We start from the raw sequence: 25483 nt of genomic DNA, 5'->3' as shown, positions 1-25483 counted from the left end.
CGGCCTCAGACGATCATCGTCAGCGGTTCTTCGATCAGCGCCTTGAACGCCTGCAGGAAGCGGGCCCGTCGCGCCGTCCACGACGCGGTGGTCGCAGGTGAGCGTCACGGACATGACGGTGGCGATCTCGATCTTGTCGCCGCGCACGACCGGGCGCTTCTCGCCCGCGCCGACGCTCATGATGCAGCCCTGCGGCTCGTTGATGATCGAGGCGAAGGTCTTGATGCCGAACATGCCGAGGTTCGAGACGCTGAAGGTGCCGCCCTGGAATTCCTCGGGCTTCAGCTTCTTGTTGCGGGCCCGCTCGGCGAGGTCCTTGGCTTCGCTGGCGATCTGGGCCAGGCCCTTGGTCTCGGCGGCGCGGATGATCGGCGTGATCAGGCCGCCCGGCACCGCCACCGCCATCGAGATGTCGGCATGATGGTGCATGGCGATGCCTTCCGGCGTGTAGGAAGCGTTGGCCTCGGGAACGCGCTTCAGGGCCACGGCGGCGGCCTTCATCACCATGTCGTTGACGCTGACCTTCACGCCCTCCTTCTCGAGCAGCGCGTTGATCCGGGTACGCGCCGCCAGCAGGCCATCGATCTCGAGGTCGATGGTCAGGGGGAAGTGCGGCACGTCGCGGAAGCTCTCGGTCATCCGGCGGGCGACGGTCTTGCGCATGCCGTCGAGCGGAATGAGGTCGTAGCTGCCTGCCGGGATGCCCTGCTGCTCCAGGCTCTGGACCTGGCGCGGCGCAGCCGCAGCCGACGCCTGCTGCGGCGCGGCCGACGGCTGAGCGGCCGGCGCTTTCGCCTGGCCCGGCTGGGCGGCGTCGATGTCGGCCTTGACGATACGGCCGTGCGGACCGGAGCCCTTCACGGCGGAAAGGTCGAGGCCCTTCTGCTCCGCCAGACGACGCGCGAGCGGCGAGGCGAAGATGCGCTCGCCGGTCTGCTGAGCCTTCGCCGGCGCAGGCGCCGCCGCCACTGGAGCGGGCTTGCTCACCGGATCGGTCGCCTGCTCGCGGCTGGCGCGAGCCGAGTCGGTTTCCGCCGGCGGCGCGGCTTCGGCCTTGGGAGCGGCCTCGGCCTTCGCGGCCGGCGCAGGCGCCGCAGCAGCCTCGCCTTCGCCCTGCAAGCGGGCGATCGGCGTGTTGACCTTCACGCCCTCGGAGCCTTCGGCGATGAGGATCTCGGAGACGACGCCCTCGTCGACCGCCTCGACCTCCATGGTCGCCTTGTCGGTCTCGATCTCGGCGATCACATCGCCCGAGCGAACGGTGTCGCCCGTCTTCACGTGCCACTTGGCCAGCGTGCCCTCCTCCATCGTCGGCGAGAGCGCGGGCATCAGGATGTCCGTCATGCGGGTTCCCTGGAAAGATGGGCCAGACCGGCGGCGTTCGCCTCCCAGTTCTGGCCGTCGAAGGCCTCGATCGCGATCTCCAGCCCCTCGACGCTGTCGAGGCAGCGGGCGTTCACGCTCCAGCCGTCGGGATTGGACCTGGGGCGGTAGAAGCTCTTCACGCCGCATTCGGCGCAGAAGAGGTGCTTCGCCACCCGGGTGTTGAAGGTGTACTCGGCCAGCCGCTCGGCGCCCCTGGTGAGGCGGAAGCGGCTTTCCGGCACGATGATGTGTACGAAGCCGGTCTTGGCGCACATCGAGCAGTTGCAGGCCTGAGCTTCCACCCGGGCCGGCAGCGCCGCCTCGAAGCGGACGCCGCCGCAGTGACAGCCGCCCGCGCGCCAGACCAGCCCGTCGGTCATCGGTACGAAACCGCCTTGGCCGCCGCGACGATCTTCTCAACCGAAGGCAGCGACAGCGCCTCGAGGTTGGCCGCATACGGCAGCGGCACATCCTCCTGGCAGACGCGGGCCGGAGGGGCGTCGAGATAGTCGAAGGCGTGCTCGACCACCCGGGCCGCGACCTCGGAGCCGACGCCCATCGGGCCCCAGCCTTCCTCCACGGTGACCAGGCGGTTGGTCTTCTTGACGCTCTCGACGACCGTCTCGTGGTCCAGCGGGCGCAGGGTGCGCAGGTCGATGACCTCCGCCTCAATGCCTTCGGCGGCCAGTTCCTCGGCCGCCTTCAGCGACAGACCCACCATCCGCGAATAGGCGACGATGGTGACGTCCTTGCCCTCGCGCCGCACCTTGGCCTTGCCGATCGGCAGCACCCAGTCGACGCCTTCCGGCACGTCGAACTCCTGGCCGTACATCATCTCGTGCTCGAGGAAGACGACGGGGTTCGGGTCCCGGATGGCGGCCTTCAGCAGGCCCTTGGCGTCGGCCGCGTCATACGGCGCGATGACCTTCAGGCCCGGCACGTGGGCGTACCAGGCGGCGTAGTCCTGGCTGTGCTGGGCGGCCACGCGGGCGGCCGCGCCGTTGGGGCCGCGGAAGACCACGGAGGTCTTCAGCTGGCCGCCGGACATATAGAGGGTCTTCGCCGCCGAATTGATAATATGATCAATGGCCTGCATGGCGAAATTGAAGGTCATGAATTCGACGATAGGCTTCAGGCCCGCCATCGCCGCCCCCACGCCGAGGCCGGTGAAGCCGTACTCGGTGATCGGGGTGTCGATCACCCGGCGCTCGCCGAACTCCTGCAACAGCTCGCGGCTGACCTTGTAGGCGCCCTGGTACTGGGCGACTTCCTCGCCCATCAGAAAGACGGCTTCGTCGCGCCGCATCTCCTCGGCCATGGCGTCGCGGAGGGCGTCGCGAACGGTGACCTTCACGAGGCTCACGCCCTCGGGCAGTTCCGGATCCTTCAGCGGCTCGGCGGCCGGACGCACGGGGGCAGGCCCCTCGCCTTCCGGCTGGGTCTTGGCCGTTTCCGGCGGCTGCTTCTCGGGATCGCCCGCTGAGGCCTCCGTCGCCTGAACGGGCTTCTCGACAGGGGCCGGCGCCGAAGCGGCAGACGCCCCGCCCTCACCCTGGAGTCGGGCGATCGGGGTATTGACCTTCACCTCTTCGGAGCCTTCCGGCACCAGGATCTCGGCCACGACGCCTTCGTCGACGGCTTCGACTTCCATGGTCGCCTTGTCCGTCTCGATCTCGGCGATCACGTCGCCCGAGCGGACGGTGTCGCCGGGCTTCACATGCCACTTGGCGAGCGTGCCCTCCTCCATGGTGGGCGACAGGGCCGGCATCAGGATGTCGGTCATTGCGCCACCTCGGTATAGACGTCCGTGTAGAGTTCCGAGGGCTCCGGCTCGGGGCTGGTGCGGGCGAATTCCGCGGCGTCGGCGACGATGCGCTTCACCTCGGCGTCAATGGCCTTCAGCGTCGCCTCGTCGGCCCAGCCGTGCTGTTCGAGTAGCTCCTCGACATGGTCAATGGGGTCGCGGGTCTTGCGGACCTCGTCCACCTCCTCGCGGGTCCGGTACTTGGCCGGGTCGCTCATGGAGTGGCCGCGGTAGCGGTAGGTCTTCATCTCCAGGATGTACGGGCCCTTGCCCGAACGCGCGTGCTCGGCCGCCTTCTCGGCGGCCGCCTTTACGGCCAGCACGTCCATGCCGTCGACCTCTTCGCCCGGGATGCCGAAGGACACGCCGCGCTTGTGCAGACGGGTCTCGGACGACGAACGCTCGATCGCCGTGCCCATGGCGTACTGGTTGTTCTCGATCACGTACACGACCGGCAGCTTCCACAGCTCGGCCATGTTGAAGCTCTCGTAGACCTGGCCTTGGTTGGCCGCGCCGTCACCGAAGTAGGTGAAGCTGACCTTGCCGTTGTCCCGGTACTTGTTGGCGAGCGCCAGGCCCGTTCCGAGGCTGACCTGCCCGCCCACAATTCCGTGGCCGCCGTAGAAGTCGGCCTCGGTCGAGAACATGTGCATCGAGCCGCCCTTGCCCTTGGACGAGCCGCCGGCCCGCCCCGTGAGCTCGGCCATGACCTCGCGCGGGTCCATGCCGCAGGCCAGCATATGCCCGTGGTCGCGGTAGCCGGTGATCACCTGGTCGCCATCCTGCTTGATCGCCTGGACGCCGACCGCGATCGCCTCCTGGCCGATGTACAGGTGGCAGAAGCCGCCAATCAGGCCCATGCCGTAGAGCTGACCGGCCCGCTCCTCAAAGCGTCGGATCAGCAGCATGTCCCGATAGTACTTGAGAAGCTCGTCCTTGCCGGCGTGAGCGTTGCCGCCTTCGCCATTGGCTTTTCGCCGACCGGCTTCACCGGTCTGCCCGCGCGCCATGCGTGTCTCCGTGATCCTATGTAGGTGTCCTCTAGAACCCTCGACGGGGCGCTAGGGCTTCATCCGGATCACATAGTCCCTTGGGTCAGCAAAGCCTAGCAGAGAGCGCGCCCTTTCCTCGAGGAGGTCGGCTGAAAGGCTCTGATCGCGCAGCAGCTGGGCGCGAATCTCCAGGTCCCGCCGCTGGTCGGTCACCGCCGCCAGCTCGCGCTGCTTGGCCAGCAGGGTGGCGTCGCGCTGATTTGACCGCAGAAGCCCGCCCTCGCCCGTGAAGGCGTGGAAGCCGAAGTAGAAGATCAGCAGCGCCAGGGCGGCTGTCGACAGGTACGGACGGAGACGGGCGAACAACGGCTGCGAATCCCTTGGCAGGACCCCGGTGTTCTGGGGCCGCCATGCTTAATGTGGCGCTAACCGTCCCCACTGCGATCGGCGCTCGCCCGCGTCTGTGGAAGGAGGACAAGCAGCCCCTCGGGCCATCCCGGCGCGATCGATGCTCCCCAACGTGCAGATGGCGGATCGCTGGCGGCGGCGCTCTTCGTCCAAACGCCGGCTGACGCACCCGCACGGGAACATCCGGGCCGCGGCGTACGGCCCGGACTGTCTCGGCCCGGACTGTCTCGGCCCGCCCTGCGACGAGCGCCGCTAGGCCCTAGAGCGCGCGCAGGGCCCGGCGGCCAGCGTAGATCGCCTGGTCGCCCAGCTCTTCCTCGATGCGGAGCAGCTGATTGTACTTGGCGGTGCGATCCGAGCGGGCCAGCGACCCGGTCTTGATCTGACCGCAGTTGGTGGCGACCGACAGGTCGGCGATGGTGGAGTCCTCGGTCTCGCCCGAACGGTGGCTCATCACGGCCGTGTAGCTGTTGCGGTGGGCCATATCGACCGCGTCGAGCGTCTCGCTGAGCGTGCCGATCTGGTTGACCTTCACCAGGATCGAATTGGCCAGGCCCTTGCCGATGCCCATTGCCAGACGCTCGGGATTGGTCACGAACAGGTCGTCGCCGACCAGCTGGACCTTGCCGCCCAGGCGATCGGTCAGCAGCTTCCAGCCGTCGAAGTCGTCCTCCGCGCAGCCGTCTTCGATGGTGACGATCGGGAACTTGGCCACCAGATCGGCCAGGTAGTCGACCATGCCTGACGGGTCGACTGTCTTGCCCCTCGCCCTCCATGACGTACTTGCCGCCCTTGAAGAACTCGGTGGAGGCGACGTCCAGGCCCAGGTGGAAGTCCTGGGCCGCCTTGTAGCCGGCGCTCTCACCGGCCTTGACGATGAACTCCAGCGCGGCTTCCGCCGAGCCGATGTTGGGCGCGAACCCGCCCTCGTCGCCGACGTTGGTGTTGTGGCCCGCCGCCTTCAGCTGGGCTTTCAAAGCGTGGAAGATCTCGGCGCCCATGCGCAGGCCTTCGCCGAAGGTGTCGGCCCCGGTGGGCAGGATCATGAACTCCTGGATGTCGATCGGATTGTCTGCGTGGGCGCCGCCGTTGATGATGTTCATCATCGGCACCGGCAGGATGCGGGCCGAGACGCCGCCGACGTACTTGTAGAGCGGGAGCGCCGCCGAGCTCGCCGCGGCCTTCGCCGTCGCCAGGCTGACGCCGAGGATCGCATTGGCGCCCAGGCGGGCCTTGTTCGGCGTGCCGTCCAGCTCGATGAGGAGGCGGTCGATGCGGCGCTGGTCCTCGGCGTCGGAGCCCGAGAGCGCATCGTAGATCTCGCCGTTCACGGCCTCGACGGCCTGCCGCACGCCCTTGCCGAGGTAGCGGCCCTTCTCGCCGTCGCGCTTCTCCACCGCCTCGTGGGCGCCGGTCGAGGCGCCCGAAGGGACGGCGGCGCGGCCCATGGAGCCGTCCTCGAGGACCACGTCGACTTCGACGGTCGGGTTACCCCGGCTGTCCAGGATCTCACGGGCGGTGATGTCGACGATCTCGGTCATGGGACTCCTCAGGGTTTCGGCGGCGCGGGAGCCTTAGCCAGCTTCCGCTCGCCGGGCAACTTGACTTCCCCCGGCGTCGACGGCGCATCGGGGCGAAAACCGGAGGAACATTATGCTGCTCATAGACAAGCCCCACGAGGGCGTGGCCCTGGTTACGCTGAACCGGCCGGAGGCCATGAACGCCCTGTCTCGCGGGCTGCGGGGCGCCCTGCGGCAGGCGATGGTGGAGTTGGACAATGATCCGTCGGTGAAGGTGATCGTGCTGACCGGCGCCGGCGAGCGCGCCTTCACCGCCGGCCTGGACCTCAAGGAGCTGTCCTCGGACCCCCTCGGCATGGGCGCGGCCAACGCCACCGACCCCGCCGAGAACCCCGCCCGCGCCCTGCTCGCGACCGACAAGCCGATCATCGGCGCCATCAACGGCGTGGCCATCACCGGCGGCTTCGAGGTGGCGCTCGCCTGTGACGTTCTGATCTGCTCGACCAACGCCCGCTTCGCCGACACTCACGCCCGGGTCGGCATCACACCTGGCTGGGGCCTGTCGCAGAAGCTGTCACGGGTGATCGGCCCCCTACCGCGCCAAGGAGTTGTCGCTCACCGGCAACTTCCTGCACGCCCAGACGGCCTACGAATGGGGTTTGGTGAACCGCGTGGTCGAGCCGGCCGAACTGGTGGAGGCGGCGCTGACCCTGGCCCGCCAGATGGCCGACATCGAGACCGACATGCTCATGACCTACAAGGCCATGATCGACGACGGCTACGAACGGAGCCTGGGCGACGGCCTTGCGCTCGAGCACGAGCGCTCGGTGGCCTACAACTCGGCGGTCACGCCCGAGATGGTGGCCGAACGCCGTGCGGCCGTGCAGGCCCGCGGGCGGTCTCAGTAGCGGACATGCAAACGGCCCCGCCTAGAGGCCAGGCGGGGCCGCGCAAACTGTCTTGAAAGAAGCTTAGTCTTCCTTCGGCGCCAGGACCTGGCGGCCCTTGTACATGCCGGTCTTCAGGTCGACGTGGTGCGGACGCTTCAGCTCGCCCGTCTCCTTGTCTTCATGATAGGCGTTCGGGCCCAGCGCGTGGTGCGAGCGACGCATGTTCCGCCGCGAGGGCGAGGTTTTTCTCTTAGGAACGGCCATCGGAGTATCTCGAAATGATTGCGGCGGCCGAACCGGGCCGCCGACGTGAGCGCGGGTGTATGCATGAAACCCGCAGCCGGATCAAGCCGCAGATCGGCCTCCGCCGTTCAGCAGCCGTTTGGGGGCCACGGTCGCCCAGGCCAGCCGCAACAGGGTAGCCAGGCGGTCCGCCTCCAGGCTCTCGAAATAGGCGTAGGTCCACCCCTTGCGGCCATAGGCGCCGTCCACCGGTCGCAGGCCGACGCCGTCGACCAGATTATGCTGATCGTCGGGATCGAGCTTCAGGACGATTCGGGGCTGGTCCTGATGCACGGTGCAGAAGATCTTCTTCGCCACCCGGAAGGACGGGACGTCGAAGTGCTCCTCCTCGTAGGCCTCAGGAAGGGCCAGAGCCGCCGCGCGGACGTCTTCTCGGGTCAGCATGACCGCGAGCATCCGCCATCCCAGACGCTTAGACCAGCCGGCTCCGCTCCTTCGCCGCGCCAATGAAGCTGGCGAACAGCGGGTGCGGGTCGAACGGACGGCTCTTCAGCTCGGGATGGTACTGGACGCCAACGAACCAGGGATGGTCCTGCCGCTCGCAGATCTCAGGCAACTGCCCGTCAGGCGACAGCCCGGTGAACTTGAGACCCGTGGCCTCGATGCGCTCCCGGTAGCCGATGTTGACCTCGTAACGGTGCCGGTGGCGTTCCTGGATCGTAGGGGCTCCGTAGATCTCCGCCACGCGTGAACCCGGAACCAGCACGGCCTCGTAGGCGCCGCACCGCATCGTGCCGCCCATCTCGCCGCCCTCGGCCCGGGTTTCCTTCTGATTGCCGCGCACCCACTCCGTCATCAGACCGACAATGGGCTCGGACGTCGGGCCGAACTCGGTCGATGACGCCTGCTTGATCCCCGCGAGGTTCCGCGCCGCCTCGATCATGGCCATCTGCATGCCAAAGCAGATGCCGAAATACGGGATGTCGTGCTCACGAGCGAACTGCACAGCCCGAATCATCCCCTCCGAGCCGCGCTCGCCGAAGGCGCCGGGCACCAGTACGCCGTGGACGTTGGTCAGTCGCTCGGCGATCAGCGCCTCCTCCTTCTCGAAGGCCTGGCCCTCGATCCAGTCGAGCTTCACCCGGACGTTGTTGGCCACGCCGCCGTGGATCAGCGCCTCGACGAGCGATTTGTAGGCGTCGGTCAGGGCCGTGTACTTGCCGACCACCGCGATGTTCACCTCGCCGTCGGGATGGCTCAGCGTGTGCGAGATGCCTTCCCACCGCGACAGGTCGGGCTTTGGCGCGGTTTCGGTCAGGCCGAAGACGTCGAGGACCTCCGTGTCGAGACCCTGGCGGTGATAGTCGAGCGGCACCGCATAGATGTTCGCGCTGTCCATCGCCTGGATGACCGCGCTTGGTCGCACATTGCAGAATTGGGCGATCTTCTTGCGCTCGCCCTCGGGGATTTCCTGCTCGCAGCGGCAGAGCAGGATGTCGGGCTGGATGCCAATCGACCGCAGCTCCTTCACCGAGTGCTGCGTGGGCTTCGTCTTCATCTCGCCGGCCGTCTTGATGTAAGGCAGCAGCGTCAGATGGATGTAGCAGGCGTGGCCGCGCGGCAGTTCCTGGCCCAGCTGGCGGATAGCCTCGAAGAACGGCAATCCCTCGATGTCGCCCACCGTACCGCCGACCTCGATCAGCACGAAGTCCACGTCAGGGCCGGGATCCGACAGGACGAAGTCTTTGATCTCGCCGGTGACGTGCGGAATCACCTGGACGGTCGCGCCGAGGTAATCCCCCCCGGCGCTCCTTCTCGATGATCGTCTTGTAGATCTGGCCGGTCGTGATGTTGTCGTTGCGCGTCGCCGAGACGCCGGTGAAGCGCTCGTAGTGCCCCAGGTCGAGATCGGTCTCGGCGCCGTCATCGGTCACGAAGACTTCGCCGTGCTGGTAGGGGCTCATCGTCCCCGGGTCGACGTTGAGATAGGGGTCCAGCTTTCGTAGCCGAACCTTGTAGCCACGCGCCTGAAGAAGCGCGCCGAGAGCGGCGGACGCGAGACCTTTACCCAGAGAGGAGACCACGCCGCCGGTGATGAAAATGTACCGGGCCATGGGCGTTCAGATTAGCCGTGATTCGGTCGAGCGGCCCGCCCGACAATGCAAATGATCCACGGCTTATTGCGGCTGCGCCGGAGCCTGCGGCGTCGGCTGGACCGGCTCGCCCGCGAACGGATTGCCGACGACCGGGGCCGGAGCCTGGAACGGAGACGGCGCCTGCTGCGGAGCATTCGGTTGTCCCGCCGGCGGCTGCGGCCGCGGCTGGTTCAGGCTGTTCGGGTCAATGGCGTCGACCTTCAGGCGATCGACCACCGAAGAGTCGCCCCGCTCGCGGCCCGCCATGACGGTCAGCAGCAGGCCCAGCGCGAAGAACACGGCGCCCAGGATCCAGGTGGTCCGCGTCAGCAGATCGCCCGCGCCGCGTGCGGTCATGAAACCCGACGGCCCGCCGCCCATGCCGAGCGCGCCGCCCTCCGATCGCTGCAGCAGGACCACGACGATCAGGAAGAAGGCGACGATGACCTCGATGACGAGGAGCAGCGTGAGCAGCATGAACCTATCCGGTGCGTTTCGGCGGCCACACCCGCCCGAAATGAAGCGCGCGCTCTACCACCTGCCCGCGCCCAAAGCCATAGCTAGTGGACCGCAGCCTCGGGACAAGTGATGATTCTCGATCTCCGTCGCCTGCCGATCCTCGAAACCGAGCGGCTCCGGCTGGATCCGCTGAACGCCGCCGACGCCGAAGCGATCTTCCCGGTGCTGGGCGATCCGGAGGTCCTCTCCTACTGGGATGCGCCCGAACACGACGACCCGGACGTCGTGGCCAAGGTGGTCGGCGGCCAGGTAGAGGCGATGACCGCAGGCCGAGCGATGCATTGGGCCATCCGCACCCTCGCCGACCGTGCCTTCGTCGGCTGTTTCGACCTGACGGAGATCGACCGGCGTCACCGGCGGGCGGAGATCGGCTTCATGCTCAGCCGAGACGCCTGGGGCCAGGGATATGGCCTCGAGGCGATGCGGACCGTGATCGCCTACGCCGCCAGCAACGGCCTGCGGAAGCTCGCTGCGCGCACGCACCTGGGAAACCGGCGCTCGGAAGCGGTGCTGGAGAAGCTCGGCTTCGAGGAGGAAGGCCTGCTGCGGGGACATATTCTCGAGGACGGCGAACGGCGGGACTGCCGCCTCTGGGGGCTGCTGCTGTAGAGTCTCGGCGCATGACCCATCCCATCGCCGTACAGGGGTTTGACCACATCGTGCTCCGCGTCCGCGACAAGGAGCGGATGCTGGGGTTCTACTGCGGCGTCCTGGGCCTGACGGTGGACCGGGACCGTCCCGAACTTGGCCTGACCCACGTTCGGGCCGGTCCGCAGATGATCGATCTGGTCACGCTTGATGGGCCGCTCGGCCGTCTCGGCGGCGTCGGTCCAGGCGACAACGGTCGTAACCTGGATCACTTCGCCTTACAGGTCCGCCCGTTCGACGCAGCCGCCATCCGCGCCCATCTGACGGCAATGGACGTCGAAATCGTCGACGAGGGCCCGCGGTATGGCGCCGACGGCGACGGCTTCTCGCTTTACATCCGCGACCCCGAAGGCAACACGGTCGAGCTCAAGGGGCCCAGCGCCTAGAGCGCGCGCACGATCCCCAAGAAGTCGTCCGCCTTCAGCGACGCGCCGCCGACCAGCGCCCCGCCGACTTCGTCAGCGTGAAGGATCTCGGCGGCGTTCGAGGGCTTCACCGAGCCGCCGTACAGGATCGGCGCGCTGCGGCCGGCTTCACCGAACAGTTCGATGAGCGTGGCGCGGATCGCCCGATGGACCTCTTCGATCTCCGGCGTGGTCGGCGTAAGGCCGGTGCCGATCGCCCAGACCGGCTCGTAGGCGACGGAGAATGGCGTCCCGGCCAGCTCCCTTGGCAGCGAGCCCCGCACCTGCCCCGTCACAACGTCGAGCGCCCGGCCGCCCTTGCGCTCCTCCAGGGTCTCACCGACGCAGACGATGGGCTCCAGCCCGGCGCGCAGCGCCGCCTTCACCTTCGAGGCGACGACGTCGTCGGTCTCGCGATAGCCGGTGCGGCGCTCGGAATGGCCGAGGATCACGAGTTTGGCGCCGGCGTCGGCCAGCATCTCGGCCGAGATATCCCCGGTGAACGCGCCAGCGTCGTCCCAGTGCGCGTCTTGGCCGCCTACGAGCACCTTGGATCCCGCCAAGGCCTCGCTCATCCGGTGGGTGAGGATCGACGGCGGGCAGATCGCCACCCGCGCCGGCCCGTCGCCAAGCCCGTCTGCGATGGCGCGCGCCTCGGCCAGCGAGGCCGAGGTCCCGTTCATCTTCCAGTTTCCGGCGATCAGCGGCTGGGGCGCGGTCATCTCGTCTCACTTCCGTCGAACTGCCCGGCGCGGTTAAGGCAAGCCGCGTCGCCTGTCACCTGCTTGCCGTACGGAAGCGGCCTCCACTATACCGGCCGGCACGTCTGCGCCCCGGAAAGGGTTTCGTTTCATGCTCGCCGCCATTCGCACCTTCGCGAAGTCCTGGGTCGCCGCCATCCTGATCGGGCTGCTGATCGTCAGTTTCGCGATCTTCGGCATCAACGACGTGTTCCGCGGGACGATGGGCGACCAAGTGATCAAGGCGGGGTCGCGCGTGATCAATTCGGCCCAATTCCGCCGCGAGTATGATCAGTACCGCAAGGACCTCGAGCAGCAGGCCGGCCAGCCGATCACCCCCGAGATGGCGTCGGAGAACGGCATCGACCGCCAGGTGCTGAGCGGCTTGGCGACGCGGGAAGCCTTCGCGGAGATGCTGAGCCGGATGGGCATCCGGCCTTCCGACAAGCTGCTGGTCGCCGAGATCCAGAAGATCCCGGCCTTCTTCGACCCCATCAGCGGCCGGTTCGACCGCAAGACCTTCGAACAACGCCTCGGCGAGAACGGCCTGCGGCCGGAGGATTTCGACCGCGTGCTCGCGGACCAGATGGCCGCTCAGCACTGGGGCTCGGGCGTGGGCGAAGGTCTTCGGGCCCCACGCGCCTACGGGGCCCTGGCGGCCATATACGGGCTCGAGAGCCGGAACGTGGCCTATTTCAACATCACGCCGGCGAGCGTCCCGGCCGTAGCCGCGCCCACGGACGCCCAGCTCACCCAGTTCATGCAGCAGAACGCGGCGCAGCTGACGCGTCCCGAGATGCGCGTGCTGACCGTCGTGCGGTTCAGCCCGCAGGCCGTGGCGGCGAACGCTCCGGTGGATCCGGCCGAGCTCCAGAAGCTCTACGACTTCCGGCGCGACACGCTCTCCCAACCCGAGACCCGCACGCTCGTGCAGATTCCGGCCAAGGACGCCGCCGCCGCCCAACAGATCCAGGCCCGGCTCGAGCGCGGCGAGGCCCCAGCGGCTGTCGCCAAGGCGGTCGGCGTGGACGCCATCACCTACGAGAACAGGCCCCGCACGGCGATCGCTGATCGTCGTGTGGCCGAAGCCGCGTTCCGCCTGCCAGCGGGCCAGGTGGCTCAGGCGCAAGGCGAGCTTGGCCTGGCGGTGGTGAAGGTGCTTGCGATCACGCCCGGCCGCACCATCACCCTGGAAGAGGCCCGGCCGATGCTGGAGGCCGAGCTGCGCAAGAACGCCGCCGCCCAGAAGGCCTATGATCTCGCCCAGGCCTACGATCAGGCCCACCAAGGCGGGGCTGACCTCGCCGCCGCTGCGCAGAAGGCTGGCGTGCCCGCGATGACGGTCGGCCCCGTGGTCAAGCAAGGCGTCGACGCCCAGGGTCGTCCGGTTGCTGGCCTGACGCCGCAGATCCTCGAGCAGGCGTTCTCGCTCCCCGGCGGCGGGGAGAGCGACCTGGTCGACGCGGGCGAAGGCGAGTTCTTCGCCGTCAAGGTCGAGCGCATCGTTCCGCCGACGCTGCCGCCGCTGGCGGAGGTGCGCACCGAACTCGCCCGCGTGTGGACGGCGCGAGAGACCGCCTCCCGGATGGAAACGCGCGCCAACGAGCTCGCCGATCGCATCCGCAAGGGCGAGTCGCTCGCCGCGGTCGCCGCCTCGGCTGGGACGTCCGTGTCCCAGCTCACCGAGCTGTCGCGTCAGAACGCCGGCCAGCGCCAGGACGTCTCGCGAGAGTTGATGGCCCGCGCGTTCGCGACGAAGCCGAACGAGGTGTTCGTGACCCGTGCGCGCGAGTTCGCGTTCTCGGTGGGTCAGGTCGGCGAGGTGCGGATGCAGCCGGGGCCCCTGGCCGCCATGCTGGCCGAGCAGAGCCGCCCCGAACTCGCCAGCACCATGTTCCGCGAGATCGCCGACTCCGCTCAGGCGGCGGCCCGCACCAAGCTGAAGGTCCGAACCGACGTGAACCGGGCCCGCGCCGCCATCGGCATGGAGCCGCTGGCCGCCGAGGGCAAGGCGGAGACGAAGAAGTGACGCCCGAGCCTGCGTTCGAGGCGTTCCGATCCACCTATGACGGCGGCGCGCCACAGGTCGTCTGGACCCGGCTCGTCGACGATCTCGAGACGCCCGTCTCGGCCTTCCTCAAGATCGGGCACGGGCGTCCTTATGCCTTCCTGTTCGAGTCCGTCGAGGGCGGCGCCTGGCGGGGCCGCTATTCGATCATCACCCTTGCGCCAGACCTGGTCTGGCGTTGCCGGGGCGACCAGGCCGAGGCGGCGGAAGGCGAGGACATCGCCGCCGGGCGCTTCACGCCTCAGCCGGGCGGGGCGCTCGATTCTGCTCCGTGACCTGATCGCTGCATCACGGATCGAGCTGCCGCCGAGCCTGCCGCCGATGGCCGCCGGCGTGTTCGGTGCGGTGGGTTACGACATGATCCGGCTCGTCGAGCGACTGCCGAACGTCAATCCCGACCCGCTTGGTCTGCCGGATTCGGTGCTGGCGCGGCCGTCGATCGTCGCCATCTTCGACGCCATCGCCCAGGAGATCATCCTCGTCACGCCCGTGCGGCCAGGTCGCGCCTCGGCTGATGAGGCCTATGCTGCGGCCAGGGCCCGCCTGGAGGCGGTCGTGGCCGACCTGCGCAGGCCGGCGCCTCCGCTGTCCGGCGCTGGCCAGCCGGAGCCGGACCAGTTCACGACGCCGGTCAGCCGCGAGGCCTATCGCGATATCGTCGCCAAGGCGAAGGCCTACATCGCCGCCGGCGACATCTTCCAGGTCGTGCCCAGCCACCGCTTCCGGGCGCCCGTTCAGGCATGACCCGTTCGCGCTCTACCGTTCGCTGCGCCGGACGAACCCGTCGCCCTTCCTGTTCTTCCTCGATTTCGGCGACTTCCACCTGGCCGGCTCCTCGCCGGAGATCCTCGTGCGCCTGCGGGACGGCAAGATCACCATCCGGCCCATCGCAGGCACTCGGCCCCGCGGGGCGACGCCGGAAGAGGACCGCGCGCTCGAGGCCGAGCTGATCGCCGACCCCAAGGAGCGGGCCGAGCACCTCATGCTGCTGGATCTCGGCCGCAACGACGTCGGCCGCGTCGCCATGCTGAAGGCGCAAGGCTCGAACGAACCCCAGGCCCCCCTCGCGGACTCCGCGGGTCCGAGTGACCGCCAGCTTCTTCGTCGAGCGCTACAGCCACGTGATGCATCTGGTGTCCAACGTCGAAGGCGATGCGCCTGAGGGGCTGGACCCGGTGGACGTCGTGCTGGCGGCCCTGCCCGCCGGCACCCTGTCCGGGGCGCCCAAGGTGCGGGCCATGGAGATCATCGACGAACTGGAGATCGAGAAGCGGGGCCTGGGTTACGCCGGCGGCGTCGGCTACTTCGGCTGCGACGGTTCGGTGGACACCTGCATCGTCCTGCGCACGGCGCTCTTCAAGGACGGCATGATGTACGTCCAGGCCGGTGGCGGCGTGGTCGCCGACAGCGATCCGGACGCGGAGTACGACGAAACCCTGCACAAGGCCCGGGCCCTGCGCCGTGCGGCCGAGGAAAGCTGGCGCTTCGTGTAATCCGCGCGGGCCAGGCTGCCCATTACGGGTAATTGCTTAGGTTGCAGAACCTGCAGCGCGCTCCAAGCTAAGGGAAACCGTGCGCCACGGGGGCGTGCGCTTGGGTTGGGACAGCGGCCGCGTGGACGAGGGGACACGACAGAACGAGGCCGCGGCCACGCGCCGCGAACAGGAGCTTGGGCGGCTGTCGTTCGCCTTCATGCTCGATCAGGCGGCGATGGGCCTGGGCGGCCTATCCAGCCTCGACGCCATTCTGATCATGGCCATCAACCAGGCGAACATCGCGCCCCTCACCCATGAGCCGCTGACCCGCATCCGTCACGGACGCCTCGAGGCGCCAGCCCCCGATTCCCGCCGCCGACCGGTGAGCATCAACGCCGTCGCCAATTCGCTGCGCATGCCGTTCGAGACCGTGCGTCGCCACGTGCGCCGGCTCGAGCAGCTTGGCGCCTGCACATCGGTGGACGGCGGGGTCATCGTCCCCGAGACATACCTCGCGTCGCCCGGCTACGTGGAGGGGGTGATGGAGAGTCATCGCCGCCTCGTGCTGTTCTTCCACCAGGCCAATGCCGCGGGCCTGCTGGAACCGCTCCCGCGGTCGGCCTACCCGCCCGAGCCCACCATCCCCGTTCGCGCCGCGGCGCGGATCCTGGCGGACTACATGCTGCGCACGACGGACGCCTTGCTTGCGGCGGTGAGCGATCTCGCATCGGTCATCGTGTTGCTGGCGGTGATCAGCGCCGACACCGGCCGCACCAGCGTCGCCGAGATCGCGCATCGCCTGGGCATGCCCGCCGAGACGGTCCGCCGCCATGTGAAGAGCCTCATCGACCAGGGGCTCGTTCTGCGGATCAGCACCGGCCTGGTCACACCCTATGAGGTGATGGAACGGCCGGCGTGGCAGACCTTCCTCAGGGAGAACGCCGTCAATGTGCAGCGCCTGTTCACAGGCCTCGCCGAACGAGGGGTGGTCGAGGCGTGGGCCCGGCTGATCCCGCCGATGCGCGGGGAAGACGTCAGCCCGGCGCGGTCTGCGCCACCGAATAGGTGACCAGAGGCGGCGCCACGATCATGGCGGTGGCGAAAGCCAAGGCCGAGACAGCCAGCGCCGCCGCAGCCGCCAACACAGGCCACATGCGCTGACGACGCGCCCCAGGCGCAAGGAGCCCCCGAGCTCGCGCCAGGGCCTCTAGGTCGAGGAGCGAATCGTCGGCAGCCATGATGGAGCATCCCGCTTGGCGGACGGCTCCGCAAAGCCTAATGGAAGCGGATGATCCTGGTCGTCGATAACTACGACAGCTTCACCTACAACCTCGTCCACTATCTCAACGAGCTGGGCGCGGAGACGCATGTCGTCCGCAACGACGCGGTCAGCGTCGAGGAAGCGCTGGCCCTGAAGCCTGACGCCATCCTGCTCTCTCCAGGCCCTTGCACGCCCAACGAGGCGGGCATCTGCCTGGACTTGCTGGCGGCCGCGCCGCAGGACCTGCCGATCTTCGGCGTCTGCCTCGGCCACCAGTCGATCGGCCAGGCGTTTGGCGGCGACGTGGTCCGCGCCAAGGCCCTGATGCACGGCAAGACCAGCCTCATTCACCACGACGGGAGAGGCGTGTTCGCCGGCCTCAAGAACCCCTTCACGGCGACGCGCTACCATAGCCTCTCGGTCGAGAAGCAGGCGCTCCCGGCGGACCTCGAAGTCACAGCCTGGACCGACGACGGCGAGATCATGGGCGTGCAGCACAAGACGCGCCCCATTTACGGGGTCCAGTTCCATCCGGAATCAATCGCCACCGAGTGTGGCCATGAGTTGCTGGGCAACTTCCTCGACATCGCCGGCGTGAAGCGGCCGGCCCAGGCCTGATCTCCGCCCCCCATGTCCGACGCCTTCAAGCCGCTGCTCTCGCGCCTCGCCGACGGTGCGACCTTGTCGGATGGCGACGCCGACACGTTCTTCGCAGCCTGTCTCCGGGGCGAGCCGAGCCCGGCTCAGGTCGGCGCGGCGCTTACAGCGATGCGCATGCGCGGCGAGACGCTGGGTGAGATCGCCGCCTGCGCCCGGGCCATGCGGCAGGCGGCGGTTCGTCTGGAGCCGGGCTTCCCCACGATCGACGTATGCGGGACCGGTGGCGACGGCCTGCACACCCTGAACATCTCGACCGCCGTGGGCTTCGTGGCGGCTGGCGGCGGGCTGAAGGTCGCCAAGCACGGCAATCGGGCCATGTCTTCCAAGTCCGGGACGGCCGACGTGCTCACCGAACTCGGCGTCAACATCGCAGCCCCGCCGGAGGCTCAGATCCGGGCGCTGGAAAGCGCCGGGATCTGCTTCATGTTCGCGCCGGCTCACCACAGCGCGATGCGCCATGTCTCGCCGATCCGCGCCGAGCTGGGTTTTCGGACCATCTTCAACCTGCTCGGGCCGCTGACCAATCCGGCGGGGGCTGAGCGCCAGGTCGTGGGCGTCTACGCCGAGCGCTGGGTGAAGCCTCTGGCCGAGGCGCTGGGCATGCTGGGCTCCGAAAGGGCCTGGGTGGTTCACGGCTCGGGCCTCGATGAAATGACCACGACCGGGGAGACAGCCGTGGCCGAGCTGCGCGACGGCAAGGTACGCCTCTTCACGATCACGCCCGAGGCCGTCGGGCTGCGCCGCGCCGCACTCGCCGATCTCACCGGCGGCGCGCCCGCCGACAACGCCGAGGCGCTGCGACGACTGCTCGGCGGTGAACCTGGCGCCTACCGGGACATCGTCGCGCTGAACGCCGCAGCGGCCTTTCTCGTCGCCGACAGGGTCGAGACGCTCCGTGAGGGGGTCGAGCTCGCCTACGCCATCCTCGACGACGGCCGCGCGAAGGCGGCCCTCGACAAGCTCGTCGAGGCCACCGCCACGTGACCGACATCCTGCAGAAGATCGCCGCCTACAAGCGTGACGAGGTCTCAGCGCGCAGGGCGCACCGCCCGACGATCACGCCTTCGGCGAGTCCGCCCCGGGGATTTCGCGCCGCTTTGGAGCGTAAGCACGCGCCAGGCCGGCTGGCGCTGATCGCAGAGATCAAGAAGGCCTCGCCGTCCAAAGGCGTCATCCGCGCCGACTTCGATCCGCCGACCCTCGCGCGCGCCTACGAGGCCGGCGGCGCAGCCTGCCTCTCGGTGCTGACCGACACGCCGAGCTTCGCGGGCCGCGACGACTATCTGGTCGCCGCCCGAGACGCAGTCGCCCTCCCCTGCATCCGCAAGGAGTTCCTGATCGACCCGTGGCAGGTCGCCGAGTCGCGCGCGCTCGGGGCCGACGCCATCCTGGTCATCCTGGCCATGGTCGACGACGCCCTAGCCGCCGACCTGATGTCCGAGGCGCGGCGCCTGGGAATGGATGCGCTCGTCGAGGTGCACGACGAGGCCGAGATGCATAGGGCCGGTCGCCTTGGGGCTGACCTCGTGGGGGTCAACAACCGCGACCTCCGGACCTTCACCGTCGATCTGGCCAATACCGAGCGCTTGGCCGCGCTCGCTCCGCCCGACGCCCTTCTCGTCACCGAGAGCGGGATCTTCACGGCCGCCGACGCGGCGCGGCTTGAACGCTGCGGTGCGCGGGCGATGCTGGTCGGCGAGAGCCTGATGCGTCAGCCGGACGTCACAGCCGCAACCCGTCAACTGCTGGTCTGAGTCGCAAGTTCAGCCGCCGCGCCTTCCAGAATTCCTTCGCATTTTCAGTGGGAAGGTTCGTAACCTGGCATAACCGCCTTCCTGTCGTCGCCATTCCACCAGCACGGTGGGCGGCAGCACCCACCAGCAGGAGGATCTCGGGATGCAGCAACAATCGTATGTTGGCCTGGACGTCTCGTTGGCCGAGACGGCCGTGTGCGTTGTCGACGGCACGGGCAAGAAGCTGTTCGAGGCCAAGGTCCCTACCGACGCCGCGATGATCGCCGGCGCTATCCGCAAGCATGCCGTGGGGCAGCTTGAGCGCGTGGGTATGGAGACCGGCACCACGGCGCCGTGGCTTTGGCGCGAGCTTCAGGCCCACGGTTTGCCCGTCGTGTGTCTCGACACCCGTCATGCTCACCGAGCGCTGTCCCTGCGTGTCCAGAAGACCGATCGCAACGACGCGCGCGGCTTGGCCGAGCTGGTGCGGCTGGGGTGGTACCGCGAAGCGCGGGTGCGCAGCATGGACGCTCAGTTCATGCGCGCCCTGTTGCTGTCCCGCCGGCAGCTCATGCAGGTCGTGCGCAACGTCAGCAACCAGCTGCGCGGCACCCTCAAGGTCTTCGGACTCGCGCGGACCTCCACCGCCGGCAAGGGCTTCCGCGCCAAGGTGCAGGCGCTCGCTGCCGAGCATGAGTGGGCGAGGCCGGTGCTGGATCCTCTGCTGGCGGTCTTGGTCGCCACCGAAGAGCAGCTGAAGGCCATCACGACGAAGCTCGTCCGGCTGGCGCGAGACGACAACGACGTCCGCCGGATGATGACCGTCCCCGGCATCGGCCCGATCTCGGCGCTGGCCTTCAAGGCCGCCATCGACGACCCGAAGCGCTTTACCAAGTCGCAGGCTGTGGGCCCGTATCTGGGCCTCGTGCCCCGCGTCTATCAGTCGGGCGAGTCCGAGTGGACCGGCCGCATCTCCAAGACGGGAGACGAGCTCGCGCGGACATATTTGTACGAGGCCGCCGGCGTCCTCCTGCACCAGGTCCCTTCGTGGTGCGCCTTGAAGGCCTGGGGCGTGCGCCTCGCCCGCAAGAACGGTCTGAAGCGGGCGCGCGTCGCCGTCGCCCGCAAACTCGCGGTGCTGCTCCACGCGATCTGGGTCGACGGCACACAATTCGAATGGCGATCGGAGCCGCCCGCGACCGCGGCGGCCTGATCTAAATCTTCCGCTCCCAGGCGGAAGCGTCCGTGTCAGGACGACGGGTCTGGCGATCTCGCAATGTCAATCGCGTGCCCCGACCGCGCGTGTAACCCTGAGACGCCACTCCCACCGAACCACCCAGGATGAGGCGGCTCGCCCGACCTCGAAGAGAACCATGCGCCTGACATCTGGACCTCCTTCTCGGTAGCGGCACACGATTGCGTACGACGACATCCGCCGTTGCTGCGCAACGGCCGGGCGCCCGATCTCGCAGGGATCGTAGGCAGGCTCGATCGCGCGCTCCGCGCGCCATCGGCACTGCGCGCGTGACTTTGAGGGGCGCCCGGCCGACCATTTGAGCATTGTCTAACGGAAGGCAGAACTACCGCATGGCCACGGCCTGAGCGCTGTTGAAGTTCAGCAACGGTGAAAGATCGCGCACCGCAGGCCAGGGTAGCCACCCGAGCCTTCACGATAGGCTCTCATCGCTTCCTTCCTGCGTGCCTCTCTCGCGAACTCGTCGTCTCCGTTCTGGGGATCGAAGGAACGCGTGACGCCACGCGCGATCTCCTGTTCTCGCCGACACTCTTCCAACGTCTCGTCGATCACCCTTGGATCACAAGGGCGGCGCCGGCTTTCGGTTGGCGGGGCTTTGCGACGGCCTTCTGCAAAAGGCGCCGCCATCAGGTCCGGCGCTGAATTTGCTGGCGTCGACGCCGAAGCAGGCGGGTTAAGCTGGAGCTTCTCGACCGGCTCTCGAGCTACTCGCTGAACGACTTGCGGTCGCCCTGTTTGAGCAGCCTCGCGCTGCGGTGGCTTGGGCTCTGGGCGACTCAAATCCACCAGTTCGACGACCATCGGGGGAGGCTCCGCCACCCTCTCCTCGGTCCCCCGCAGGAACAGCCAGCTAAGTGCAGCTACATGTAGGAGGACCGAGAACGCGGCTGCGCCAAGGGGAACCCGTCCACGTGCCAAATGACCGCCCCGCGTGAGATCGCGTTAGAAGCGAAGCCTCACCAGGTGACGAGTTTATGGCGAGGGCGGTTTGAAGGCACTCCGCAAATACGCGCCCCTGCGGGTCGGGCTCTACTCGGCTGCGCCTCCCGAAGCCTCCCACGGGAGTCTCCGCGCCCCGGAGCCGCCCTCTGAGCCCTTCGGTCTCTTCAGGCTGGGCGTTGCGATCCCTGCGCGGAACAGAGCAGCTGTCGAGGACAGATCGCCCCGAATGTTCGATTCGGGATCTTCGCGCTGACCTGACATCGACGCCCGAGCTACGGGCCCAAAATCCCTGGGGAATTCCAAGCGTTAGCAGCCCGGGGGTTGCAGGCGGTTAGAGAACTTGACATTAACTCGGAACACCTAGAGAACACGAGCCAACGTTTGCGCTTTGTTCCAGAGGTCGCCCGATGCTCACCCGCAAGCAGCACGAGCTGCTCATGTTCATTCATGAGCGCATCAAGGAAACTGGCGTTTCGCCGTCCTTTGACGAGATGAAGGAAGCACTGGACCTGGCGTCGAAGTCCGGCATCCACCGGCTGATCACAGCGCTTGAGGAGCGGGGCTTCCTGCGTCGCCTGCCCCACCGGGCCCGGGCGCTGGAAGTGGTCCGCCTGCCGCAACAGGCGACCGCGGCGGCTCCGCCGAAGGGCCGCGCCCCGTTCAAGCCCCAGCTCGTGGACGCCGCAAAGGAAATGCCCGTCGCAGCCAATGACACACGCGAGTTGCCGATCCTCGGCAAGATCGCCGCCGGCACCCCGATCGAGGCCATCCAGCAGGAACGCGATCGCCTGCCGGTGCCGGAAGCCATGCTGGGCGCCGGCGAGCACTTCGTCCTCGAGATCCAGGGCGACTCGATGATCAACGCGGGGATCCTGGACGGCGACTTCGTGGTCATCCGCCGCACCGACAGCGCCAACTCGGGCGATATCGTCGTGGCGCTTGTGAACGGCGAGGAAGCGACCTTGAAGCGCCTGCGGAAGAAGGGCGCCTCCATTGCCCTCGAGGCCGCCAATCCGGCCTACGAAACCCGCATCTTCGGACCGGATCAGGTCTCTGTGCAGGGTCGCCTGGTTGGGCTGATCCGCCGCTATCACTAGCCGCTCGCCGCTAGGCGGCGGCGGACACGACATCGACGATGGACACCCGCCCGCCACGCCGTGGCGGGCGGCTTTCGTAACGCCTTCCTGCCCGTCAAACCGCTGCGAGCCAGCGCCGTGCCGCCAGATGCAAGAACCGCCGGGTGATCTCGCCGAGGCCGCCGGGGCTCCCCGGCCAACGGGCGAAGATCATCGCGGATCGCAACCCCAGGTCCACGGTCGTCGCCAGCACCGATCCTGCGCCCACGCCTCGCCCCGGGGCTCGCGATAGAGCTCCGCCGATCCCACGGCCCGAAAGTCGGCGTCCCGCTGAGCGCGAGCGCGCCGCCGCCTAGGGTGGCCTACGCAAAGGGTTTGCGCAGGAGCCCGAAGTAGGCGGCGCAGCCGACGCCGAACGCCACCGGCGTCGAGAGGGTCCAGCGGTCGAGCTGCGCCTCAGTCTGGTCCTGCGGCCATGTCCAGACCGTGGCGAGGCTGGTCGCACGCGGAAGCGGCGTGCTAAGAGGCGCCGCCGCGGCCCCCGCGCCCGCTCCCCCAGACCTCTCGAGATCGATGGCAGACCGTCCCGTCCGCACCCGTATCGCCCCCTCGCCTACCGGCATGATGCACATTGGCACGGCGAGGACCGCCCTGTTCAACTGGCTTTATGCCCGGCACACCGGCGGGCAGTTCCTGTTGCGCATCGAGGACACGGATCGCGAGCGCTCCACCGACGCGGCCGTTCAGGTCATCTTCGATGGTTTGAAATGGCTGGGCCTGGAGGCGGACGAGCCGCCGGTCTTCCAGTTCGCCCGGGCGGCGCGCCATCGTGAAGCGGTGGATACGCTGCTCGCCAACGGCGCCGCCTATCGCGACTACATGACGCCCGAAGAGTTGGAGGCCGAACGCGAAGCCGCGCGCGCGGAGGGTCGCGTCGTGCGCTCGCCCTGGCGCGACTCATCGCCGAACGATGCACCCGACCGGCCGTTCGTCGTGCGCCTGAAGGCGCCGCTTGAGGGCGACACGGTCATCGCCGACGCCGTGAAGGGCGAGGTGCGCTTCCAGAACCGTTCGCTGGACGACTTGATCCTGCTGCGCACCGACGGCACGCCCACCTACAATCTGGCGGTCGTGGTCGACGACCATGACATGGGCATCACTCACGTCATCCGGGGTGACGACCACCTCAACAACGCCGCCCGCCAGACGCTTATCTACCAGGGTCTTGGCTGGGAGGTCCCGGTGTGGGCCCATCTTCCGCTGATCCACGGGCCGGACGGCGCGAAGCTGTCGAAGCGGCACGGCGCTCAATCCGTCACCGACTTCGAAGCCATGGGTTATCTGCCCGAGACAATGCGCAACTACCTCGCCAAGCTGGGCTGGGGTCATGGCGACGACGAGATCTTCTCGGACGCCCAGGCGATTGCCTGGTTCGACATCGAGGACGTGGTCAGTGCGCCGGCCCGTCTGGACTGGGCGAAGCTGAACCACCTGAACAACCACTACATCCGTCAAGCGGAGCCCGTGCGGCTCGCGGCGCTTGTGGAGAACGTCCTGGCGAGCCGCGATTGGGCGCTGGAGACGGGCGACATCGCCGTCATCGAGCGCACCATTCCCTTCGTCCGCGACGGCGCCAAGACGGTGCTGGAGCTGGCGGACGCTGTGGTCTTCGCGCTCAAGCGCCGGCCGTTGGAGTTGCCCGAGAAGGCGCAGGCGGCGATGACCGAGGAGATGGTGGGCCGCCTTTCGCGCCTGCGGGACGCGCTGAACGCCCTGCCCCACTGGGACGTGCCGGACCTGGAGGCCGCGATCCGCGCGTTCGCCGAACAGGAAGGCGTCGGCCTCGGCAAATTCGGGCCGCAACTGCGCGCAATCCTCTCGGGCGGCGCACCGGCGCCCAGACCTCGCTGGTGCGATGGTGGCGCTAACCCGAGCGGAAAGTCTGGCCCGCCTTGACGATGCGCTTTCACGCCGGGCGTAAAGCGTTATAAGGCCGCTCGAACGAGCGTTTCATCTCGCATCCGCGAAAGGAGTCCGCATGGGCGACACGGCGAAGATCGGCATCGGCGGCAGCACCGTCGAGCTCCCCGTCCTGAAGGGTACGGCTGGCCCGGACGTTGTCGACATCCGAAAGCTGTACTCCGGCGCCGACGTCTTCACCTACGACCCAGGCTTCACGTCTACCGCCTCGTGCGAGAGCAAGATCACCTTCATCGATGGCGACCAGGGCATCCTGCTGCACCGCGGCTACCCGATCGACCAGCTGGCGGAAAAGTCGAGCTTCCTCGAGGTCTGCTACCTGTTGCTGCACGGTGAGTTGCCAACAGCGGCCGAATACGCCGAGTTCGAGCACAACATCACCTACCACACGATGGTGCACGAGCAGTTCGACCGCTTCTTCCAAGGCTTCCGTCGGGATGCTCACCCGATGGCCATCATGGTCGGCGCCGTCGGCGCGCTGTCGGCCTTCTATCACGACAGCACCAACATCGATGACCCGGAACAGCGGATGATCTCCGCCCACCGGATGATCGCGAAAATTCCGACGATCGCCGCCCGCGCCTACAAGTACTCGCTGGGCCAGCCGTTCGTGTATCCGCGGAACGACTGCTCGTACGCTGAGAACTTCCTCCGCATGTGCTTCTCGGTCCCGGCCGAGGACTGGAAGCCGAACCCGGTCCTGACGCGCGCCATGGACCGCATCTTCATCCTGCATGCCGACCACGAGCAGAACGCGTCCACCTCGACCGTTCGCCTGGCCGGCTCGTCGGGCGCCAACCCGTTCGCGTGCATCGCGGCGGGTATCGCCTCGCTCTGGGGTCCGAAGCACGGCGGCGCGAACGAAGAAGCGCTGAACATGCTGAAGGAGATCGGGACCGTCGAGAACATCCCGGACTTCGTGAAGGGCGTGAAGAACCGCGAGCGCCTGCTCATGGGCTTCGGTCACCGGGTCTACAAGAACTACGACCCGCGCGCGAAGGTCATGCAGACGACCTGCCACGAGGTGCTCGCCGCCGTCGGCCACTCCAACGACCCGCTGCTCAAGGTCGCGATGGAGCTGGAGAAGATTGCGCTGAGCGACGAGTTCTTCATCGAACGCAAGCTGTATCCGAACGTCGACTTCTACTCGGGCATCACGCTGCGGGCCCTGGGCTTCCCGCCGGAGATGTTCACGGTGCTGTTCGCACTCGCCCGGACCGTTGGCTGGATCGCCCAGTGGAAGGAAATGATCGAGGACCCGTCGCAGAAGATCGGACGTCCGCGCCAGCTCTACACCGGCGCGCCGCAGAGGGACTATGTGGCCGTCGAGAAGCGCTAACCGCTTCGAAAGCGAAAGTCGAAAGG

At 67.9% G+C, this 25483-nt stretch carries 21 protein-coding genes and 6 pseudogenes; 14 read left to right on the top strand and 13 right to left on the bottom strand.

Annotation, left to right across the window (positions count from 1 at the left end):
* Positions 1 to 5: 5 nt before the first annotated feature.
* The 6 genes and pseudogenes from LRS10_RS16855 to eno all read right to left on the bottom strand — a co-directional run bounded on the left by LRS10_RS16855 (position 6) and on the right by eno (position 6110).
* A pseudogene (locus LRS10_RS16855) lies at positions 6 to 1344 on the bottom strand (pyruvate dehydrogenase complex dihydrolipoamide acetyltransferase).
* Positions 1341 to 1745 carry a GFA family protein gene (locus LRS10_RS16850; protein ID WP_257838269.1) on the bottom strand — a complete coding sequence of 135 codons (405 nt, stop codon included), beginning with the start codon at positions 1743 to 1745 and terminating at the stop codon, positions 1341 to 1343. The pseudogene LRS10_RS16855 and the gene LRS10_RS16850 overlap by 4 nt, the downstream one beginning before the upstream one ends.
* Positions 1742 to 3148 (bottom strand): pyruvate dehydrogenase complex E1 component subunit beta, encoded by a 1407-nt coding sequence (locus tag LRS10_RS16845; RefSeq protein WP_257838268.1) that lies wholly within the window; start codon positions 3146 to 3148, stop codon positions 1742 to 1744. Before LRS10_RS16845 ends, LRS10_RS16850 begins: the two co-directional genes overlap by 4 nt.
* On the bottom strand, positions 3145 to 4179 hold the full coding sequence (gene pdhA / locus LRS10_RS16840; protein ID WP_257838267.1) for a pyruvate dehydrogenase (acetyl-transferring) E1 component subunit alpha: 1035 nt from the start codon (positions 4177 to 4179) through the stop codon (positions 3145 to 3147). The genes LRS10_RS16845 and pdhA overlap by 4 nt, the downstream gene beginning before the upstream one ends.
* Positions 4180 to 4230: 51 nt before the next feature.
* A complete protein-coding gene (locus LRS10_RS16835) occupies positions 4231 to 4527 on the bottom strand; it encodes a septum formation initiator family protein (protein ID WP_257838266.1) in 297 nt (98 codons plus the stop codon).
* Positions 4528 to 4828: 301 nt separating this feature from the next.
* A pseudogene (gene eno / locus LRS10_RS16830) lies at positions 4829 to 6110 on the bottom strand (phosphopyruvate hydratase).
* Positions 6111 to 6222: 112 nt separating this feature from the next.
* On the opposite strand from eno, the pseudogene LRS10_RS16825 reads away from it, so the two are divergent.
* Positions 6223 to 6621 (top strand): annotated as a pseudogene (locus LRS10_RS16825) (enoyl-CoA hydratase-related protein); the annotation flags it as partial.
* 76 nt (positions 6622 to 6697) lie between these two features.
* Positions 6698 to 6997, top strand: coding sequence for an enoyl-CoA hydratase-related protein (locus LRS10_RS16820; RefSeq protein WP_257838265.1), 300 nt, complete (start codon positions 6698 to 6700; stop codon positions 6995 to 6997).
* Positions 6998 to 7060: 63 nt separating this feature from the next.
* Here the strand turns inward: LRS10_RS16820 and rpmF are convergent, their stop codons facing one another.
* From rpmF to secG, 4 genes and pseudogenes are all read right to left on the bottom strand, one after another.
* Positions 7061 to 7243, bottom strand: a complete 183-nt coding sequence (rpmF, locus tag LRS10_RS16815; protein WP_257838264.1) for a 50S ribosomal protein L32 — start codon at positions 7241 to 7243, stop codon at positions 7061 to 7063.
* Between the two features lie 81 nt (positions 7244 to 7324).
* Positions 7325 to 7678 (bottom strand): MmcQ/YjbR family DNA-binding protein, encoded by a 354-nt coding sequence (locus LRS10_RS16810; protein ID WP_257838263.1) that lies wholly within the window; start codon positions 7676 to 7678, stop codon positions 7325 to 7327.
* A 16-nt stretch (positions 7679 to 7694) separates the two neighbouring features.
* Positions 7695 to 9336: pseudogene (locus LRS10_RS16805) on the bottom strand (CTP synthase).
* A gap of 63 nt (positions 9337 to 9399) precedes the next feature.
* Positions 9400 to 9834, bottom strand: coding sequence for a preprotein translocase subunit SecG (gene secG / locus LRS10_RS16800; RefSeq protein ID WP_257838262.1), 435 nt, complete (start codon positions 9832 to 9834; stop codon positions 9400 to 9402).
* Positions 9835 to 9945: 111 nt separating this feature from the next.
* On the opposite strand from secG, the gene LRS10_RS16795 reads away from it, so the two are divergent.
* Both LRS10_RS16795 and LRS10_RS16790 read left to right on the top strand, forming a co-directional pair.
* A complete protein-coding gene (locus LRS10_RS16795; protein WP_257838261.1) occupies positions 9946 to 10485 on the top strand; it encodes a GNAT family N-acetyltransferase in 540 nt (179 codons plus the stop codon).
* An 11-nt stretch (positions 10486 to 10496) separates the two neighbouring features.
* Positions 10497 to 10910 carry a VOC family protein gene (locus LRS10_RS16790; protein WP_257838260.1) on the top strand — a complete coding sequence of 138 codons (414 nt, stop codon included), beginning with the start codon at positions 10497 to 10499 and terminating at the stop codon, positions 10908 to 10910.
* Here the strand turns inward: LRS10_RS16790 and tpiA are convergent.
* Positions 10907 to 11650, bottom strand: a complete 744-nt coding sequence (tpiA, locus tag LRS10_RS16785; protein WP_257838259.1) for a triose-phosphate isomerase — start codon at positions 11648 to 11650, stop codon at positions 10907 to 10909. The two genes, LRS10_RS16790 and tpiA, sit on opposite strands and share 4 nt — an antisense overlap.
* Before the next feature lie 130 nt (positions 11651 to 11780).
* Here tpiA and LRS10_RS16780 point away from each other — a divergent pair, with 130 nt between their 5' ends.
* From LRS10_RS16780 to LRS10_RS16770, 3 genes and pseudogenes are all read left to right on the top strand, one after another.
* Entirely contained in the window at positions 11781 to 13697 is a 1917-nt protein-coding gene (locus LRS10_RS16780) for a peptidylprolyl isomerase (protein WP_257838258.1), read from the top strand.
* Positions 13694 to 15229 (top strand): annotated as a pseudogene (gene trpE, locus LRS10_RS16775) (anthranilate synthase component I). Before LRS10_RS16780 ends, trpE begins: the two are co-directional and overlap by 4 nt.
* A 79-nt stretch (positions 15230 to 15308) precedes the next feature.
* Positions 15309 to 16280 (top strand): winged helix-turn-helix domain-containing protein, encoded by a 972-nt coding sequence (locus LRS10_RS16770; protein ID WP_257838257.1) that lies wholly within the window; start codon positions 15309 to 15311, stop codon positions 16278 to 16280.
* Here the strand turns inward: LRS10_RS16770 and LRS10_RS16765 are convergent.
* Complete coding sequence (locus tag LRS10_RS16765; protein WP_257838256.1) at positions 16246 to 16449, bottom strand: hypothetical protein; 204 nt, start codon at positions 16447 to 16449, stop codon at positions 16246 to 16248. The genes LRS10_RS16770 and LRS10_RS16765 overlap by 35 nt on opposite strands.
* Before the next feature lie 50 nt (positions 16450 to 16499).
* Between LRS10_RS16765 and LRS10_RS16760 the strand changes: the two genes are divergently transcribed.
* The 4 genes from LRS10_RS16760 (at position 16500) to LRS10_RS16745 (ending at position 20078) form a co-directional block, all read left to right on the top strand.
* Positions 16500 to 17090, top strand: a complete 591-nt coding sequence (locus LRS10_RS16760) for an aminodeoxychorismate/anthranilate synthase component II (RefSeq protein WP_257838255.1) — start codon at positions 16500 to 16502, stop codon at positions 17088 to 17090.
* Between the two features lie 12 nt (positions 17091 to 17102).
* Positions 17103 to 18116, top strand: coding sequence for an anthranilate phosphoribosyltransferase (gene trpD / locus LRS10_RS16755; protein WP_257838254.1), 1014 nt, complete (start codon positions 17103 to 17105; stop codon positions 18114 to 18116).
* A complete protein-coding gene (trpC, locus tag LRS10_RS16750) occupies positions 18113 to 18886 on the top strand; it encodes an indole-3-glycerol phosphate synthase TrpC (protein WP_257838253.1) in 774 nt (257 codons plus the stop codon). The genes trpD and trpC overlap by 4 nt, the downstream gene beginning before the upstream one ends.
* A gap of 142 nt (positions 18887 to 19028) precedes the next feature.
* Positions 19029 to 20078 carry an IS110 family transposase gene (locus LRS10_RS16745; RefSeq protein WP_257838252.1) on the top strand — a complete coding sequence of 350 codons (1050 nt, stop codon included), beginning with the start codon at positions 19029 to 19031 and terminating at the stop codon, positions 20076 to 20078.
* A 402-nt stretch (positions 20079 to 20480) separates the two neighbouring features.
* On the opposite strand, the gene LRS10_RS16740 is transcribed toward LRS10_RS16745, so the two are convergent.
* A complete protein-coding gene (locus LRS10_RS16740) occupies positions 20481 to 20921 on the bottom strand; it encodes a hypothetical protein (RefSeq protein ID WP_257836339.1) in 441 nt (146 codons plus the stop codon).
* Between the two features lie 548 nt (positions 20922 to 21469).
* On the opposite strand from LRS10_RS16740, the gene lexA reads away from it, so the two are divergent.
* The 3 genes and pseudogenes from lexA (at position 21470) to gltA (ending at position 25457) form a co-directional block, all read left to right on the top strand.
* Entirely contained in the window at positions 21470 to 22159 is a 690-nt protein-coding gene (lexA, locus tag LRS10_RS16735; RefSeq protein ID WP_257838251.1) for a transcriptional repressor LexA, read from the top strand.
* Between the two features lie 552 nt (positions 22160 to 22711).
* Positions 22712 to 24119, top strand: a pseudogene (gene gltX / locus LRS10_RS16730) (glutamate--tRNA ligase).
* Between the two features lie 57 nt (positions 24120 to 24176).
* Positions 24177 to 25457 (top strand): citrate synthase, encoded by a 1281-nt coding sequence (gltA, locus tag LRS10_RS16725; protein ID WP_257838250.1) that lies wholly within the window; start codon positions 24177 to 24179, stop codon positions 25455 to 25457.
* Positions 25458 to 25483 lie beyond the last annotated feature (26 nt).

The sequence above is a fragment of the Phenylobacterium sp. J426 genome (assembly GCF_024699945.1).
Lineage (GTDB): Bacteria > Pseudomonadota > Alphaproteobacteria > Caulobacterales > Caulobacteraceae > Phenylobacterium.
The sequence above is the reverse complement of the archived record's forward strand: the minus strand, read 5'-3'. Positions and strand labels throughout refer to the sequence as shown.

What these genes read in the sequence shown, in the direction of transcription:
- LRS10_RS16845 (WP_257838268.1), bottom strand. Translation starts at nt 3,148, where the DNA reads ATGACCGACATCCTGATGCCGGCCCTGTCGCCCACCATGGAGGAGGGC.
- lexA (WP_257838251.1), top strand. Translation starts at nt 21,470, where the DNA reads ATGCTCACCCGCAAGCAGCACGAGCTGCTCATGTTCATTCATGAGCGC.
- LRS10_RS16760 (WP_257838255.1), top strand. Translation starts at nt 16,500, where the DNA reads ATGATCCTGGTCGTCGATAACTACGACAGCTTCACCTACAACCTCGTC.
- LRS10_RS16795 (WP_257838261.1), top strand. Translation starts at nt 9,946, where the DNA reads ATGATTCTCGATCTCCGTCGCCTGCCGATCCTCGAAACCGAGCGGCTC.
- LRS10_RS16780 (WP_257838258.1), top strand. Translation starts at nt 11,781, where the DNA reads ATGCTCGCCGCCATTCGCACCTTCGCGAAGTCCTGGGTCGCCGCCATC.
- pdhA (WP_257838267.1), bottom strand. Translation starts at nt 4,179, where the DNA reads ATGGCGCGCGGGCAGACCGGTGAAGCCGGTCGGCGAAAAGCCAATGGC.
- rpmF (WP_257838264.1), bottom strand. Translation starts at nt 7,243, where the DNA reads ATGGCCGTTCCTAAGAGAAAAACCTCGCCCTCGCGGCGGAACATGCGT.
- LRS10_RS16790 (WP_257838260.1), top strand. Translation starts at nt 10,497, where the DNA reads ATGACCCATCCCATCGCCGTACAGGGGTTTGACCACATCGTGCTCCGC.
- secG (WP_257838262.1), bottom strand. Translation starts at nt 9,834, where the DNA reads ATGCTGCTCACGCTGCTCCTCGTCATCGAGGTCATCGTCGCCTTCTTC.
- LRS10_RS16740 (WP_257836339.1), bottom strand. Translation starts at nt 20,921, where the DNA reads ATGGTCGTCGAACTGGTGGATTTGAGTCGCCCAGAGCCCAAGCCACCG.
- LRS10_RS16745 (WP_257838252.1), top strand. Translation starts at nt 19,029, where the DNA reads ATGCAGCAACAATCGTATGTTGGCCTGGACGTCTCGTTGGCCGAGACG.
- LRS10_RS16810 (WP_257838263.1), bottom strand. Translation starts at nt 7,678, where the DNA reads ATGCTCGCGGTCATGCTGACCCGAGAAGACGTCCGCGCGGCGGCTCTG.
- gltA (WP_257838250.1), top strand. Translation starts at nt 24,177, where the DNA reads ATGGGCGACACGGCGAAGATCGGCATCGGCGGCAGCACCGTCGAGCTC.
- LRS10_RS16765 (WP_257838256.1), bottom strand. Translation starts at nt 16,449, where the DNA reads ATGGCTGCCGACGATTCGCTCCTCGACCTAGAGGCCCTGGCGCGAGCT.
- LRS10_RS16850 (WP_257838269.1), bottom strand. Translation starts at nt 1,745, where the DNA reads ATGACCGACGGGCTGGTCTGGCGCGCGGGCGGCTGTCACTGCGGCGGC.
- tpiA (WP_257838259.1), bottom strand. Translation starts at nt 11,650, where the DNA reads ATGACCGCGCCCCAGCCGCTGATCGCCGGAAACTGGAAGATGAACGGG.
- trpD (WP_257838254.1), top strand. Translation starts at nt 17,103, where the DNA reads ATGTCCGACGCCTTCAAGCCGCTGCTCTCGCGCCTCGCCGACGGTGCG.